At 74.7% G+C, this 16,137-nt stretch carries 13 protein-coding genes and 1 pseudogene; 11 read left to right on the forward strand and 3 right to left on the reverse strand.

The features are described 5' to 3' along the window. The first annotated feature begins 107 nt into the window (after window positions 1-107). Together allB and alc are read left to right on the forward strand one after the other, a co-directional pair. Window positions 108-1,448 carry an allantoinase AllB gene (gene allB / locus ACIF8S_RS19875; protein ID WP_400000432.1) on the forward strand — a complete coding sequence of 447 codons (1,341 nt, stop codon included), beginning with the start codon at window positions 108-110 and terminating at the stop codon, window positions 1,446-1,448. A gap of 31 nt (window positions 1,449-1,479) precedes the next feature. Further along, complete coding sequence (alc, locus tag ACIF8S_RS19880) at window positions 1,480-2,595, forward strand: allantoicase (RefSeq protein ID WP_400000434.1); 1,116 nt, start codon at window positions 1,480-1,482, stop codon at window positions 2,593-2,595. A gap of 129 nt (window positions 2,596-2,724) precedes the next feature. On the opposite strand, the gene ACIF8S_RS19885 is transcribed toward alc, so the two are convergent. Further along, window positions 2,725-3,477 carry an SDR family oxidoreductase gene (locus ACIF8S_RS19885; RefSeq protein WP_400000435.1) on the reverse strand — a complete coding sequence of 251 codons (753 nt, stop codon included), beginning with the start codon at window positions 3,475-3,477 and terminating at the stop codon, window positions 2,725-2,727. A 178-nt stretch (window positions 3,478-3,655) separates the two neighbouring features. Here ACIF8S_RS19885 and ACIF8S_RS19890 point away from each other — a divergent pair, with 178 nt between their 5' ends. After that, a complete protein-coding gene (locus ACIF8S_RS19890; protein ID WP_400000437.1) occupies window positions 3,656-4,075 on the forward strand; it encodes a ribonuclease domain-containing protein in 420 nt (139 codons plus the stop codon). Window positions 4,076-4,127: 52 nt separating this feature from the next. Here the strand turns inward: ACIF8S_RS19890 and ACIF8S_RS19895 are convergent, their stop codons facing one another. After that, window positions 4,128-4,331: a hypothetical protein gene (locus tag ACIF8S_RS19895; protein WP_400000439.1), complete on the reverse strand. Its 204-nt coding sequence runs from the start codon at window positions 4,329-4,331 to the stop codon at window positions 4,128-4,130. Window positions 4,332-4,510: 179 nt separating this feature from the next. Here ACIF8S_RS19895 and ACIF8S_RS19900 point away from each other — a divergent pair, with 179 nt between their 5' ends. From ACIF8S_RS19900 to ACIF8S_RS19910, 3 genes and pseudogenes are all read left to right on the forward strand, one after another. Further along, entirely contained in the window at window positions 4,511-5,761 is a 1,251-nt protein-coding gene (locus tag ACIF8S_RS19900; RefSeq protein WP_400000440.1) for a sensor histidine kinase, read from the forward strand. A gap of 58 nt (window positions 5,762-5,819) precedes the next feature. Further along, window positions 5,820-6,494 (forward strand): response regulator transcription factor, encoded by a 675-nt coding sequence (locus tag ACIF8S_RS19905; RefSeq protein ID WP_150154584.1) that lies wholly within the window; start codon window positions 5,820-5,822, stop codon window positions 6,492-6,494. A gap of 52 nt (window positions 6,495-6,546) precedes the next feature. Further along, a pseudogene (locus ACIF8S_RS19910) lies at window positions 6,547-6,983 on the forward strand (PaaI family thioesterase). Window positions 6,984-7,080: 97 nt separating this feature from the next. Here ACIF8S_RS19910 and ACIF8S_RS19915 read toward each other — a convergent pair. Next, complete coding sequence (locus ACIF8S_RS19915; RefSeq protein ID WP_400000442.1) at window positions 7,081-8,103, reverse strand: Gfo/Idh/MocA family oxidoreductase; 1,023 nt, start codon at window positions 8,101-8,103, stop codon at window positions 7,081-7,083. A gap of 128 nt (window positions 8,104-8,231) precedes the next feature. Between ACIF8S_RS19915 and ACIF8S_RS19920 the strand changes: the two genes are divergently transcribed. From ACIF8S_RS19920 to ACIF8S_RS19940, 5 genes are all read left to right on the forward strand, one after another. Further along, window positions 8,232-8,969, forward strand: a complete 738-nt coding sequence (locus tag ACIF8S_RS19920; protein WP_400000782.1) for a GntR family transcriptional regulator — start codon at window positions 8,232-8,234, stop codon at window positions 8,967-8,969. Window positions 8,970-9,203: 234 nt separating this feature from the next. Then, complete coding sequence (locus ACIF8S_RS19925) at window positions 9,204-10,352, forward strand: ROK family glucokinase (protein ID WP_400000444.1); 1,149 nt, start codon at window positions 9,204-9,206, stop codon at window positions 10,350-10,352. Next, the gene (locus ACIF8S_RS19930; protein WP_400000445.1) at window positions 10,349-10,945 is read left to right on the forward strand and encodes a sugar kinase; all 597 of its coding nucleotides are present in this window, start codon (window positions 10,349-10,351) and stop codon (window positions 10,943-10,945) included. The genes ACIF8S_RS19925 and ACIF8S_RS19930 overlap by 4 nt, the downstream gene beginning before the upstream one ends. Window positions 10,946-11,044: 99 nt before the next feature. Further along, window positions 11,045-13,927, forward strand: coding sequence for a DEAD/DEAH box helicase (locus tag ACIF8S_RS19935; protein WP_400000447.1), 2,883 nt, complete (start codon window positions 11,045-11,047; stop codon window positions 13,925-13,927). Beyond that, window positions 13,924-16,137 carry an SWIM zinc finger family protein gene (locus ACIF8S_RS19940; protein ID WP_400000449.1) on the forward strand — a complete coding sequence of 738 codons (2,214 nt, stop codon included), beginning with the start codon at window positions 13,924-13,926 and terminating at the stop codon, window positions 16,135-16,137. Before ACIF8S_RS19935 ends, ACIF8S_RS19940 begins: the two co-directional genes overlap by 4 nt.

A 16,137-nucleotide genomic window follows, 5' to 3' on the forward strand; every position in this document is an offset into this window, starting at 1 on the left:
CGCCTGGGCGGCCGGGGCGGCGGGCGGGCCCTTGACGCGGCGGGTGCCGAGGGGAAGACTCCTTCAACAGAACGTTGAATTTCCCGCTGACGTGCAGGAGGCTCCAGGTGCCCGACGTCGAACTGGTGCTGCGCTCGACACGCGTCGTCACCCCCGAGGGAACGCGCGCCGCCTCCGTCGCCGTCGCCGACGGCACCATCACGTCCGTCCTGCCGTACGACGCCCCCGTCCCCGAGGGCGCCCGCCTGGAGGACCTCGGCGAAGACGTCCTGCTGCCCGGCCTGGTCGACACCCACGTGCACGTCAACGACCCCGGCCGCACGGAGTGGGAAGGCTTCTGGACCGCCACCCGCGCGGCCGCCGCCGGCGGCATCACCACGCTGGTCGACATGCCGCTCAACTCCCTCCCCCCGACCACGACGGTGGACCACCTGCGCGTCAAACGGAAGACCGCCGCCGACAAGGCACACATCGACGTCGGCTTCTGGGGCGGCGCCCTCCCCGACAACGTCGCGGACCTGCGCCCGCTGCACGAGGCGGGAGTCTTCGGTTTCAAGGCCTTCCTCTCACCGTCCGGCGTGGACGAGTTCCCGCACCTCGACGAGGAGCAACTGGCGCGCTCGCTGGCGGAGATCGCCGCCTTCGACGGCCTGCTGATCGTGCACGCGGAGGACCCCGGGCACCTCGCCGACGCCCCGCAGCGGGGCGGCCCCCGGTACGCCGACTTCCTCGCCTCCCGCCCGCGCCGGGCCGAGGACACCGCGATCGCCCGGCTCCTGGAGCAGGCGCGGCGGTTCGACGCCCGGGTGCACGTGCTCCACCTCTCCTCCGCCGACGCGCTGCCCCTCCTCGCCGAGGCCCGGGCGGACGGCGTCCGCGTCACCGTCGAGACCTGCCCCCACTACCTCACCCTCACCGCGGAGGAAGTCCCGGACGGAGCCAGCGAGTTCAAGTGCTGCCCGCCCATCCGTGAGTCGGCCAACCAAGACCTGCTCTGGCGGGCCCTGGCGGACGGCACCGTCGACTGCGTCGTCACCGACCACTCCCCGTCCACCGCCGACCTCAAGACCGACGACTTCGCGACCGCCTGGGGCGGCATCTCCGGCCTCCAGCTCAGCCTCCCGGCCGTCTGGACCGAGGCCCGCCGGCGCGGCCACACCCTGGAGGACGTGGTCCGCTGGATGGCGACGCGCACGGCCCGGCTGGCCGGTCTCCAAGCCCGCAAGGGTGCCGTCGCGCCCGGCCACGACGCCGACTTCGCCGTCCTGGCCCCCGACGAGAGCTTCACCGTCGACCCGGCCGCCCTCCAGCACCGCAACCGGGTGACCGCGTACGCCGGCCGCACCCTGTACGGCGTCGTCAGATCCACCTGGCTGCGCGGCCACCGGATCCTGGCCGACGGAGAGTTCACCGCACCGAAGGGCCTGCTCCTCACCCGACCCAGCTGACCCGACACACGAAAGGCAGGATCACATCACCGTGACGGCGATCGAGACCTTCACCGGCGACGCCCACCCCTACGGCGGGGGCGACCCGTACGCGGACTACCGCACCGCCGACTTCCCCTTCACCCACCTCGCCGACCTCGCCGACCGCCGGCTCGGCGCCGGTGTGATCGCCGCCAACGACGAGTTCTTCGCCCAGCGCGAGAACCTCCTGCTGCCCGGACGCGCCGTCTTCGACCCCGAACGCTTCGGGCACAAGGGCAAGATCATGGACGGCTGGGAGACCCGCCGGCGGCGCGGCACCTCCGCCGGGCACCCCTGGCCGACGGAGGACGACCACGACTGGGCGCTGATCCGGCTCGGCACGCCCGGCGTCGTCCGCGGCGTCGTCGTCGACACCGCCCACTTCCGCGGCAACCACCCGCAGGCGGTGTCGGTCGAGGGCACCGCGGTGGACGGCTCCCCGTCGCCCGAGGACCTGCTCGCGGACGACGTGAAGTGGACGACGCTGGTGCCGCGCACCCGCATCGGCGGCCACGCGGCCAACGGCTTCGCCGTCACGGCCGAACAGCGCTTCACCCACCTGCGCCTCAACCAGCACCCCGACGGCGGCATCGCCCGGCTGCGGGTGTACGGCGAGGTCGTCCCCGACCTGGCGTGGCTCACCGCGCTCGGCACCTTCGACGTGGTGGCCCTGGAGAACGGCGGCCGGGTGCTGGACGCCTCGGACCTGTTCTACTCGCCGGCCGCCAACACGATCCGGCCCGGCCGCTCCCTCAAGATGGACGACGGCTGGGAGACCCGGCGCCGCCGCGACCGGGGCCACGACTGGATCAGCTACCGCCTGGTCGCGCAGGCGCGGATCCGCGCCCTGGAGATCGACACCGCCTACCTCAAGGGCAACGCGGCGGGCTGGGCGTCGGTGTCGGTGCGGGACGGCGAGGACGGCGACTGGCGGGAGATCCTGCCGCGCACCCGCCTGCAGCCCGACACCAACCACCGTTTCGTCCTCCCGGAACCGGCGGTGGGCACCCACGCGCGCGTGGACATCCATCCCGACGGCGGCATCTCCCGCCTGCGCCTGTTCGGCTCCCTGACCGACCAGGGCGAGGCGGCCCTGGAAGCGCGCCGGCAGGAACTCGGCGGCTGAGCGCGGGAATCGGCGACCCGGGCCGGCACCTCTGGTGCCGGGTACCGGACTTCGGCGGCTGTGACGCGAGGGCGCTCGATCCCCTCGGGACCGAGCGCCCTCGCTTCTCAGGACCGCAGGGGACGGACTTCAGGCCGCGTGCCCCCCGTCCACCGCGAACTCCGCCCCGGTCACGTACGCCGCGCCCGCGAGGTGGGCGATCGTCTCCGCCACCTCCGCGGCCGTGCCGAAACGCCCCAGCGCGGTCGCCGCCGCCTGCCCGGCCGCGTACGGGCCGTCCGCCGGGTTCATGTCCGTGTCGACCGGCCCGGGGTGGACGATGTTCGCCGTGATCCCGCGCTCGCCCAACTCCCGTGCCAGCGCCTTGGTCAGCCCCACCAGCGCCGCCTTGCTCATCGCGTAGAGCGTCCCGCCGGGGCCGGGCACCCGCTGCGTCATGCACGTGCCGACGGTGACGATCCGGCCCCCGCGCGGCATCACGGCGGCCGCCGCGCGCGAGGCCAGGAAGACACCGCGCACGTTCACCGCGAGCACCCGGTCCACGTCGGCGGGGGAGAGGGACTCCAGCGGGCCGAGCAGGCCGACGCCCGCGTTGTTCACCAGGACGTCCAGGCGGCCCAGTTCACGGACCGCGGCGCCCACCGACGCCGACGCCTCCTCCGCGTCGCCGGCGTCCGCGCGGAGCGCCACCGCGCGCCGCCCCAGGGCCTCGACGGCCCGTACGACGTCCTCCGCGGCCTCCTTGCCGTTCACATACGTCACCGCGACGTCGGCGCCCTCCCGCGCCAGCCGGAGCGCCGTCGCGGCGCCGATGCCGCGGCTGCCGCCGGTCACCAGCGCCGCCTTGTCCAGCAGGGTCTTCTCCATCGTGTGCGTGGTCATGGGTCCATCCCACCGCCGCTCGTCCCGCCGTGCTGGCGGCGAACGGACGTCGACCTGCGCCCGGAGGGCCGCCGCGGACGGCGGCGCACGTCACGTCACGGGAAACTCACTGGACCGCACCGAAAACTCCATGTACTTGACATTGACATGCCAGGGTCTACGCGCGTCATCATGGGATATGCGATTCCCCCCACGCGCGGCCCGGTCCGGCGCCGCAACAGCCCTTCTGTCCGTCCTTCTGCTGGGCGGCGGCGGAGCCGTCTCCGCGCCGCCGGCCCACGCCGCCCCCGTCGCCGCGGCGTCCGTCCTCGCGGTCGGTGACATATGCGCGAGCGACCTGCCCGCCGAGGCGCACGACACCCTCGACCTGATCGACCAGGGCGGGCCCTTCCCGTTCGAGCAGGACGGCACCGTCTTCCAGAACCGGGAAGGCGTCCTGCCGGACCGGTCGAGCGGCTACTACCACGAGTACACGGTGATCACGCCCGGTTCCCCCACCCGTGGCGCCCGCCGGATCGTGACCGGTGAGGAGTACCAGGAGGACTACTACACCGCCGACCACTACGCGTCGTTCGACCTGGTCGACCACACCTGCTGACCAGGACGGCGACGCGGCGGCGGGGACGGTGCGGCGGCCGGCCGCCCGCCGGTCACCCGCCCGGCCTCCGGCTCTCCGCGACGGCGAACAGGGCGATCCCCAGCACCAGCAGGGCGACGCTCGCGTAGACCTCGTAGCCGTCGAAGAACCCGGTCCGCCGCACCAGGCCCCAGTCCCAGTCGGTGAACTCCGTCACCAGACCGGCCACGCCCTGCAGCACGACCACGAAGCCCAGAACCTCCAGCAGTTTCCTCATGCCCCCGACTCTCGCCCCGCGGACCCCCCACCCACATCGGCCGCGGGGCGAGCCCCTTCCGACCGAGGTGGACGACCGGCGTGCTCAGGGACGCCGAAAGTCGCCACCGGCCCGACTTTGGTCGACGATCCCGCCCGCGTGGCGTCCCGCGCGCCGCTTCCCGCATAGATTTGTCGACCGTGACCGATGACAAGGCGGCGTGGACCGCCCCGGTGTTCACGGGGCCCAGGTGGTTCTTCCCGTCCGCCCTCATCCACGAACTCGACCCGGACGCCGCCCGCTCGGGGCGCCGGCCCCGGCGTACCGCCCGGGACTGGCTCGTCGACTTCGCCTGCTTCCTGCTGGCCGTCCTGATCGGACTGCTCGGCGCGGACACGCTCGCCGACACCCCCGATCTTCCCCGGTTCGTGAGCGTGGCCGACCAGGTGCTGGGCGCGCTGTCGTGCGGCGCGGTCTGGCTGCGCCGGCGGTGGCCGTTCGCCCTGGCCGCCGTCATGATGCCGGTCAGCTTCGTCTCGGAGACCTCCGGCGGCGTGGCGGTCATCGCCCTGTTCACGCTCGCCGTGCACCGGCCCTTCCGGTACGTGGCCTGGGTGGGGGGCGTCCAGCTGGCGCTCGTACCGCTGTACTTCTGGTGGCGTCCCGACCCCGACCTGCCCTATGCGGCCGCGGTCGTCCTGCTCGTCGTGCTGACGGTCGCCGTCGTCGGCTGGGGCATGTTCGTCCGCTCCAAGCGGCAGCTCATGCTGAGCCTGAGAGAGCGCGCCCGGCGGGCCGAGACGGAGGCGCGGCTGCGGGCCGAGCAGGCCCAGCGGCTGGCCCGCGAGGCCATCGCCCGCGAGATGCACGACGTGCTCGCGCACCGGCTGACGCTGCTCAGCGTGCACGCGGGCGCCCTCGAGTTCCGGCCCGGCGCCCCGCGCGAGGAGGTCGCGCGGGCGGCCGGCGTGATCCGGGAGAGTGCCCACGAGGCACTGCAGGACCTGAGGGAGATCATCGGGGTGCTGCGGGCCGGCGAGAGCGAGGACGGCGGCCGCCCGCAGCCGACGCTCGCGGCGCTCGACTCCCTCGTCGCCGAGTCCCGGCAGGCGGGCATGAAGGTCACCCTGGAGCAGCGGGTCACCGACCCGGCCGGCGTCCCCGCGTCCGTCGGCCGCACCGCCTACCGGATCGCCCAGGAGGGCCTGACCAACGCCCGCAAACACGCGCCCGGCACGGAGGTCACCGTGTCGGTCGCCGGCGGGCCGGGGGAGGACCTCGCGGTCACCGTGCGCAACCCCGCCCCGGAGGGGGACGTACCGGCGGTGCCGGGTGCCGGGCAGGGACTGATCGGGCTCACCGAACGGGCCACCCTGGCCGGCGGCACCCTGGAACACGGCCCCGCCCCCGACGGCGGCTTCGAGGTACGGGCACGGCTGCCATGGCGATGACTCCTGCCCGGCCCCTCGGTGTGTCCCCCTCCCGCCCGGCCATGATTACGTACCGCCCATGACTGCGATCCGCGTGCTTCTCGTCGACGACGACCCGCTGGTGCGGGCCGGGTTGTCCTTCATGCTGGGCGGGGCCGGCGACATCGAGATCGTCGGCGAGGCCGCCGACGGCGGCGAGGTGGGGACGCTCGTCGACCGCACCCGCCCGGACGTCGTCCTCATGGACATCCGGATGCCGTCCGTCGACGGGCTCACCGCGACCGAGTCGCTGCGGACCCGCGAGGACGCCCCCCAGGTCGTGGTGCTGACCACCTTCCACGCCGACGACCAGGTACTGCGGGCCCTGCGCGCGGGCGCGGCCGGGTTCGTGCTCAAGGACACCCCGCCCGCCGAGATCGTCGCCGCCGTACGACGCGTCGCGGCGGGGGACCCGGTGCTGTCGCCGGCGGTCACCCGGCAGCTGATGGCCCACGCGGCCGGTGCCGCGGGCGACACACGTCGGGCCCGGGCCCGGGAGCGCGTCACCGGGCTCAACGACCGCGAACGCGAGGTCGCCGTCGCGGTCGGCCGGGGCCTGGCCAACGCGGAGATCGCCGCCGAGCTGTACATGAGCGTGGCCACCGTCAAGACGCACGTCTCCCGCATCCTGGCCAAGCTCGGCCTGAACAACCGCGTGCAGATCGCCCTGCTCGCCCATGACGCGGGCCTGCTGGAGGAGACCGGGAGCTCCTGACGTCCGCCGTCCGGCCCGCGCACCGTCCGTCCGCCCCGAGGAGGCCCGCCGCATGACCCCGCCCCCCGAGCTCGACCTCGCCACCGCACGGCGGCTGCTGGACGCGCAGCCCTTCAGCAGGCTGCTGGGCGCCCGGCTCACGGACTTCGGCGACGGCGGGGCGACCCTGGAGATCGACGTCCGCGAGGACCTGCGCCAGCAGAACGGTTTCCTGCACGGCGGGGTCCTCGCCTACGCGGCGGACAACGCGCTCACCTTCGCCGCGGGCGCCGTCCTCGGCCCGTCCGTGCTGACCGGTGGCTTCTCCGTCCAGAGTACCTCCGCCCGGCCACCGGCCGCACCCTGCGCGCCCGCGCCCATGTCGTCCACGCGGGCCGGCGCCAGGCCGTGACCCGCTGCGACCTGCTCACCGTGGCGGAGGACGGCACGCAGACCCTGTGCGCGGTGGCCCAGGGAACGGTCCTGCCGGTCACCGCCAGGACGTCCTGAACGCGCTCCAGGCCGGCGCGTCCATCGAGAACGCGCTCCAGGTCGGCGCGTCCATCGAGAACGCCTCCAGGTCAGCGCTGTCCATCGTGAACGCGCGCTAGGTCAGCGCGTCCGTGGAGCTGCTCAGCAGTTCCGCGGGGCGGACCGGTCTGCGCTCCCGGCGGGACCGCTCGCAGGCCTCCGCGATCAGCAGGGCCCGCAGAGCCTCACGGCCGTCGCAGGGGTTGGGCCGCTCGCCCCGGACCACCTCGACGAACGCGACCAGCTCGGCCTCGTACGCGGGTCCGAACCGCTCCAGGAAGCCCGTCCACGGCTTGTCCGCGGCCGGCGGCCCGGTCGGTTCCGTGGAGGCGATCGGCGTACGGTCGTCCAGGCCGACCACGATCTGGTCGAGCTCCCCGGCGAGTTCCATGCGTACGTCGTAGCCGGCGCCGTTCAGCCGGGTCCCGGTGACCGTGGCGAGGGTGCCGTCGTCGAGGGTGAGGAGCGCCGCGCCGGTGTCGACGTCGCCCGCCTCGCGGAACATCGGGGGACCGGCGTCCGACCCGCCGGCGTAGACGTCCACGACCTCCCGGCCGGTCACCCAGCGCAGGACGTCGAAGTCGTGGATCAGGGTGTCCCGGTACAGCCCGCCGGACTGCGCCAGACGCGAGGGGGCCGGCGGCTCCGCGTCACTCGTCATCGCCCGTACCGTGTGCAGCCGCCCCAGCCTGCCCGACCGCACCGCCTCACGGGCGCCCGTGTACCCCCGGTCGAACCGCCGCTGGAAGCCCATCTGCAGCACCGTCCCGGCGGTCTCCACCTCCGTGATCGCTTGTAACGTCCCGGCGAGATCAAGGGCGATGGGCTTCTCGCAGAAGACCGGCAGCCCCGCGCGGGCCGCCCGGCCGATCAGATCGGCGTGCGCGGACGTGGCCGCGGTGATCACCACGGCGTCCACTCCCCAGGTGTAGATCTCGTCCACCCCCGGCGCCGCCGTCTCGCCGAGCCGTTGGGCGAGGGCCTGCGCCCGTGCCGGATCGACGTCCGTGAGGATCAGGGACCCGACCTCGCGGTGCCTGCTGAGTGTGTGGGCGTGAATGGTGCCGATGCGGCCCGTACCGATGACCCCGATGCGCATGGAAACAAAGTGGGGCTCGCACCGCTCCCTGTCAATGCGTATGTCCGGACAACCGAACTACACGACTTCCCGTCAACAGCCCGCCGGACTACGCTCACCCCGTGCCGAAACCAGAAGTGGACCCGACCGTGCAGCTGGAGCTCAGCGTGGACCGCGGCTCCCCCGTGCCGTTGTACTTCCAGCTGTCCCAGCAGCTGGAGTCCGCCATCGAGCACGGCACCCTGACCCCCGGCACCCTGCTGGGCAACGAGATCGAGCTGGCCGCACGGCTCGGCCTGTCCCGGCCGACCGTCCGCCAGGCCATCCAGTCGCTCGTCGACAAGGGCCTGCTGGTGCGCCGCCGCGGGGTCGGCACCCAGGTGGTGCACAGCCAGGTCAAACGCCCGCTGGAACTGAGCAGCCTCTACGACGACCTGGAGTCCGCCGGGCAGCGGCCCACCACGGCCGTGCTGGTCAACACCACGGTCACCGCGTCCGCCGAGGTCGCCGCCGCGCTCGGGGTGACCGAGGGCACCGAGGTGCACCGCATCGAACGCCTGCGGTCCGCGCACGGCGAGCCCATCGCGTACCTGTGCAACTACATTCCGCCCGCCCTGCTCGACCTGGACACCGGCCAGCTGGAGGCGACCGGCCTGTACCGGCTGATGCGGGCCGCCGGGATCACCCTGCACAGCGCGCGGCAGACCATCGGCGCGCGCGCCGCCACCGCCGTCGAGGCCGAGCGGCTGCGTGAGCAGCCCGGCGCCCCGCTGCTCACGATGCAGCGGGTGACCTTCGACGACACCGGCCGCGCGGTGGAGTACGGCACGCACACCTACCGGCCCTCGCGGTACTCCTTCGAGTTCCAGCTGCTGGTGCGGAACTGAGCGCGATCCCGTAAGGGCTCCCGCGGGGCCCGTGCGCGCACGGTCGTCGTCGTGGTCGTCGCATTGTCCGGACAATGTGACCGGATCCACAGGGGCATGACGCGCCCACCGTGAACCGGTGCGGACGCGAACGGGGGAAGGCCCGCCGCCGTCGGTTTCCGGTGCCGGATCCGACGTACCCCGTCACCTGCCCGGTACCGCGATCGGCGGTCCCGTGCGGCACAATCGCACCCGATGAGCACCTACCGCGACTTCACCGCCCCCATCGGATCCCGGCGCGCCACCGTCCTGAGAACGGTCGGCACCCGGGAGCGCCGCTCCCACCTGTCGGCCCCCCGGGTCCCGACCGTGGGCATCGACATCGGCGGCACCAAAGTGATGGCGGGCGTCGTGGACGCCGACGGCAACATCCTGGAGAAGCTCCGCACGGAGACCCCGGACAAGTCCAAGAGCCCGAAGGTCGTCGAGGACACCATCGTGGAGCTGGTGCTGGACCTGTCCGACCGCCACGACGTGCACGCCGTCGGCATCGGCGCGGCCGGCTGGGTCGACGCCGACCGCAACCGCGTGCTCTTCGCCCCCCACCTGTCCTGGCGCAACGAACCCCTCCGGGACCGTCTCGCCGACCGCCTCGCCGTCCCGGTCCTCGTCGACAACGACGCCAACTCCGCAGCCTGGGCCGAATGGCGCTTCGGCGCCGGCAGCGGCGAGGACAACCTCGTCATGATCACGCTCGGCACCGGCATCGGCGGCGCGATCCTGGAGGACGGCAAGGTCAAGCGCGGCAAGTACGGCGTCGCCGGAGAGTTCGGCCACATGCAGGTCGTCCCCGGCGGCCACCGCTGCCCGTGCGGCAACCGCGGCTGCTGGGAGCAGTACAGCTCCGGCAACGCCCTGGTCCGCGAGGCCAGGGAGCTGGCCGCCGCCGACTCCCCGGTCGCCTACGGGATCATCGAGCACGTCAAGGGCAACATCGCCGACATCAGCGGGCCGATGATCACCGAGCTGGCCCGCGAGGGCGACGCCATGTGCATCGAACTGCTCCAGGACATCGGCCAGTGGCTCGGCGTGGGCATCGCCAACCTGGCCGCCGCCCTCGACCCCTCCTGCTTCGTCATCGGCGGCGGTGTCTCCGCGGCCGACGACCTGCTCATCGGCCCCGCCCGGGACGCCTTCAAGCGGCACCTCACCGGCCGTGGCTACCGCCCGGAGGCCCGTATCGTCCGCGCCCAGCTCGGCCCCGAGGCCGGCATGGTCGGCGCCGCGGACCTCGCCCGTCTCGTCGCCCGCCGCTTCCGCCGCGCCAAGCGCCGCCGTGTCGAGCGGTACGAGCGCTACGAGCGCTTCGCCGAGGCCCGCCGTACGAGCTCGGAGTCGCTGTGACGGGCGAGCTTCCCCCGCTGACGGGCGACCCCGGCGGGCAGGACGGCGCGGGCGGGTCGCAGCCGGGCGAGGACCGGCGGCACATGATCCGCCGCCGCGCCCTCACCCTGCTGATCATCGTGCTGCTCATCGGCGTCCCGGCCGGCTACCTGGTGATCTCCGCGAACCAGAGCCGGGCCAGCGGCAAGGACAAGGAGGCGAAGTACTCCGCGACCGGCCTGACCGAGGGCTGGCCGTCGAAGCTCCAGCGCCGCATCTACCAGGTGCCGATACCGCATCCGGCCTGGTGGGTGGCCTCCTACGAGACCAACAACTGGAAGACCAGCCGCCTGTACGTCGAGTTCGAGACCAGTGACGCGGGCCTGACCGCCTTCCTCACCAGCATGGGCATGGCGGAGAAGGACCTGAAGGAGGACCGCCTCACCATCGGCGACCGCGACCGCGACGTCACCGGCTGGACCTTCGACGGACCCGGCACCTGGTCCGGCCTGGTGCACAAGCAGGAGGACCCGGCGCCCACCCACGACGTGGTCGTCAACCACGACAAACCCGGCTACCCCCGGGTGTACGTCGTGGCCCGCACCGTGCCCTGACCCGCCCGCCCGACCTGGCCTCCGGAGCCGGTTGTCGGACCCCGCCCGTAAAGTCGAAGACGACTGGTCCGAACGGCGGGCGGGGAGGTGACAAGGCGTATGAGCGAGGCGACCGTGACGGCGGTGTCCGTGACGGCGGTGTCCGGGAAGGACGACGGGCTCGTCGCGTCGTCGCGCCTTCCGGCCGTGTTCCTGCCCGCACCCCTCCCACGCGACGGGCGGATCGCCTTCTACGACCCCGAGGGCGCGGACCTGCCCTCCGAGCAGGGGGACGACGACCGGCGTACGGACCTCACCGTCGTCCGGCCGCACGGCGCGGGAGTGCGCCGGCGCACCGTCCCCGCGCTGTCCCTGCCCGTGGACGAGGCCCTGCCCCTGCTGGTCGCCGCCCGGTACGACGCCGCGGCCCACCCGGCCACCGCCTGCTGGGGCGCCGCCGCCCTGCACGCGCTGCGGCTCACCGCCCGCGGACGCCTGCTGCCCGGCCTCACCGCCGAGGGGTACGACGCCTGGCGGGCCGGCCCGCTCGAACCGGACGACGTGGCACACCTGCGCGCGGTGGCCGCCGCCCTGCCCTACGAGGGCCACGCGGTGCCGCTGCCCGGACCCGGCCCCCTGCGCCTGCCCACGCCCGAGGCGCTCGTCCGTGCCTTCCTGGACGCGGTCGCGGACGCCCTGCCCCGCACCCCCGCCGCCCCTTACGCCTCCGGCCTGCCGTTCGCCGCGCGGCGGCCCCAAAAGCTGCCCGACGCCCGGGACTGGGCCGCCGAGGTCGCCGCCGGCATGGACGCGGGCGTGCGGATCTCGCTCCGCCTGGACCTGTCCGCCCACGACCTCTTCGACACCGGCGAGACCGCCGGCGGCGCGGGCGGCGGCGCGCGTGGCGCGGGCGCCGCGATCGTGCAGGTGCACAGCCTCTCCGACCCGACGCTGGTGGCCGACGCGGCGGCCCTGTGGTCGGGCGAGGCGGACCACGGCTTCGGGCCGCGCGCCCGTGTGGACGCCGCCCTCGCCGTGCGCCGGGCGGCCCGCGTCTGGCCCCCGCTCGACCGGCTCGCCGACCAGGACGTACCGGACGTACTGGCGCTGTCCGAGGACGAGTTGAGCGATCTGCTCGGGGTCGCGGCCACCCGGCTCGCGGCGGCCGGCGTCGCCGTGCACTGGCCCCGCGACCTCGCGCAGGACCTCACCGCCACGGCCGTCGTCCGGCCCGCGCCCGGCTCGGCGACCGACGGCACCGGATTCTTCGAGAGCGAGGACCTGCTGCGGTTCGGCTGGCAGATCGCCCTGGGCGGCGACCCGCTCAGCGAGGCCGAGATGGACGCCCTCGCCGAGGCGCACCGCCCGGTCGTCCGGCTGCGTGACCAGTGGGTGCTGGTCGACCCCGCCCTCGTCCGCAAGGCCCGCAAGCGTGACCTGGGGCTGCTCGACCCCGTCGACGCCCTGTCCGTCGCCCTCACCGGGCAGGCGGAGGTCGACGGCGAGACGGTGGAGGCGGTGCCCGCGGGCACACTGGCCGCCCTCCGCGACCGCCTGACCGCCGGCGTGCGGCCCGCGGCGCCTCCGCCCGGCCTGGACGCCACCCTGCGCGACTACCAGCTGCGCGGCCTGGCCTGGCTCGACCTCATGACCTCCCTCGGCCTCGGCGGCTGCCTCGCCGACGACATGGGCCTCGGCAAGACCGTCACCCTCATCGCCCTGCACCTGAAGCGGGCCCGCCCCGAACCCACCCTGGTGGTCTGCCCCGCGTCCCTGCTCGGCAACTGGCAGCGGGAGATCACCCGGTTCGCCCCCGGCGTCCCCGTACGCCGCTTCCACGGCCCGGACCGCAGCCTCGACGACCTGGACGGCGGCTTCGTCCTCACCACCTACGGCACCATGCGCTCCGCCGCGCCCACCCTCGCGGAACAGCGCTGGGGCATGGTCGTCGCCGACGAGGCGCAGCACGTCAAGAACCCCCACTCGGCGACCGCCAAGGCGCTGCGCACCATCCCGGCCCCCGCCAGGGTCGCCCTCACCGGCACCCCCGTGGAGAACAACCTCTCCGAGCTGTGGGCCCTGCTGGACTGGACCACCCCCGGGCTCCTCGGCCCGCTGAAGTCCTTCCGCGCCCGGCACGCGCGCGCGGTGGAGACCGGCGAGGACGAGCAGGCGGTCGAGCGGCTGGCCCGGCTCGTCCGCCCCTTCCTGCTCCGGCGCAAGAAGTCCGACCCGGGGATCGTCCCCGAGCTCCCGCCGAAGACGGAGACGGACCACCCGGTGCCGCTCACCCGGGAGCAGGCCGCGCTGTACGAGGCGGTGGTGCGCGAGTCGATGGTCGCCATCGAGACCGCGCAGGGCATGGGGCGCCGCGGGCTGGTGCTCAAGCTGCTGACCGCGCTCAAGCAGATCTGCGACCACCCCGCGCTGTACCTGAAGGAGGAACACGCCCCGGCCGGCGACCGGCTCGCCGCCCGCTCAGGGAAACTCGCCCTGCTGGACGAGCTGCTGGACACGGTGCTCGCCGAGGACGGCTCGGCCCTCGTCTTCACCCAGTACGTCGGCATGGCCCGCCTGATCACCCGCCACCTCGCCGAGCGCGCCGTACCGGTCGACCTGCTCCACGGCGGTACGCCGGTGCCCGAGCGGGAGCGGATGGTGGACCGCTTCCAGAGCGGCGCGGTCCCGGTGCTCGTCCTGTCCCTCAAGGCGGCGGGGACGGGACTGAACCTGACCCGGGCGGGTCATGTCGTCCACTTCGACCGCTGGTGGAACCCGGCGGTGGAGGAACAGGCCACCGACCGCGCGTACCGCATCGGCCAGACCCAGCCCGTCCAGGTCCACCGCCTGGTCACCGAGGGCACCGTCGAGGACCGCATCGCGGAGATGCTCCAGTCCAAGAGGGCCCTCGCCGACGCGATCCTCGGCTCGGGCGAGTCCGCGCTCACCGAGCTGTCCGACCGCGACCTGTCCGACCTGGTGTCCCTGCGGAGGTCGGCATGACACCCCGCCCGTCGGAGGAGGCACGGGAGGCGCTGCGCGCGGCTCGGGCACGGGTGTCGGAGGGGGAGACCTCGGAGGACGCGTGGCGGGGAGAGCCGCGGGGCGGGCCGTCGGCGGGGGAGGAGCCCTCTCCGGTCCGGGAGGCGTCCCCGGCGCCTCAGGCCCCGCGTCCGTCCGACGCGGCCCGGGAGGCCCTGCACCGCGCGCTGCGGGCACGGAGGGGAGCGACCGGCGAGCCGCAACCCGGGGTGGGGCCCGGGCCGGAGTCCGACGTCGAGGCCTCCGCCGAGGTGGCCGCCGAGCCGCGGCCGATCTCGGACGCGGTGGCCGGGGAAGCGGCGGGTGACGCGCACCCGTACACGGACACGACGGTCACGGACGTCATCGAGGCCACGGCGGCCGAGGGTGAGTCTCCCGCAGAGGGAGGAACACCCGCCGGAGAAGGACCGAACGCAGGCGAGACCCCGGCCCCGGCCCCGGCGCCCGTCCCGGAGGACAGCGCCGACTCCGCGCACGAAGCGGACGCCACGGCCCCCGCCACCGGCGACGGCGCGGAGCCGTCGGCCCACCGCCCCGGTGACGTCGCGCGGGAGGCGTTGCGCGCCGCACGCGAGGAAGCCGCGCGGGCCCGCGCCCGCGAGCAGGTGGACGAGGCCAAGCGCACCCGACGGGCCTCCGCACCCGCGCCCAGGGTGCCCCGCACCACGCGGGGCGACCGTGCCGCCGACCGCCGCGCGCGGGAGATCCGTGAGACCCTGGCCGACGCCTTCCGCATGCCCGACACGGCGGACGACCCGGCCCCGGACGCACCCGCCGGCGTTCCCGGCCGCGGGCCGGATGCCCGGCCGACCGCCCGCGAAGACACCGCGCCTGGGACAGCGCGAGGCACAGGGATCACCGGCGAACCGGCGGCGGTGCCCCCCGTCGCCCCGTCCTCCATGGCCGCCCCCGCGCGGGACGGCGACCTGCGCCGTTCGTTCCCGCCGTTCCCGCCCCGCTCCTCGGACGGCGCCGAGCAGTTCGCCGAGACGTGGTGGGGCAGGGCGTGGGTGACCGCGCTGGAGGACGGCGCGCTGGACCCCGCCCGGCTCGCCCGCGGACGCGGCTACGCCGAACAGGGACACGTCGACGCCATCACCGTCACGCCCGGCCTGGTCCTCGCATACGTCCGGGGCAGCCGCGCCCGGCCCTACCGCGTGCAGGTGCGGCTGCGGACGTTCGACGACGCCGACTGGGAGCGGTTCCTGGACGCCGCCGCCGAACGCCCCGGCCACATCGCGGCGCTGCTGGACAAGGAGATGCCGCAGTCCCTCGCCGACTGCGGGGTCCCGCTGCTGCCCGGCCCCGGCGACCTCGCCCCGCGCTGCAGCTGCCCCGACTCCGGGCACCCGTGCAAACACGCGGCAGCCCTCTGCTACCAGACCGCCCGGCTGCTCGACGCGGACCCGTTCGTGCTGCTCCTGCTGCGCGGGCGGAGCGAGCGCCAGGTGATCGACGTGCTGTCCCGGCTCAGCGCGGCCCGCGCCGCCCGTGCCGCCCAGGGCAAGGAACCGGAGCCGCTGCCCGGCATACGGGCCACCGACGCCCTGGCCCGGCGCGGCACCGAACTCCCGCCGCCCCCGGCGCCGTTGCCCCCGCCGCCGCACCCGGAGCAGCCCCCCGTCTACCCCGCGTCGCCCGGCGGCCCCGACCCGTTCGCGCTGGACCAGCTCGCCACCGACGCTGCCGCCCGCGCGCACGCCCTGCTCACCACCGGCCGTGACCCGGTCGGCCCGCTCACCCTGTGGCACGACGCGGTGCGACTGGCCGCCGCCCGCCCCGGTTCCGGACTGACCGCCGGCACCCGCGCGCTGTACTCCTCCTTCGCCCGGGCCGCCGGCCGCACCCCCGGCGACCTGGCGCGCGCGGTGGCCGCCTGGCGTCAGGGCGGCCCGACCGGGCTGGCCGTGCTGGAGGAGCCGTGGGACCCCCCGGCCGGCCGCTTCGACCGTGCCCGCCCCCTGCTGCTCGCCGCCGACCTGCCCGCCTTCCGGCCCTGGCGCAACCGCCTCACCCACCCCCGCGGCCATGTCCAGCTCCGCCTCGGCCGCGACCACCTCTGGTACGCGTACGAGTCGGAGCCGGACCAGGACGACTGGTGGCCCCGGGGCACCCCCGACCCGGACCCGGTCGGCGCCCTGACCGGCCTCGACACCCTCGGCGACCTGTGA

It is taken from the genome of Streptomyces sp. NPDC085937, assembly GCF_044540535.1.
Classification (GTDB): domain Bacteria; phylum Actinomycetota; class Actinomycetes; order Streptomycetales; family Streptomycetaceae; genus Streptomyces.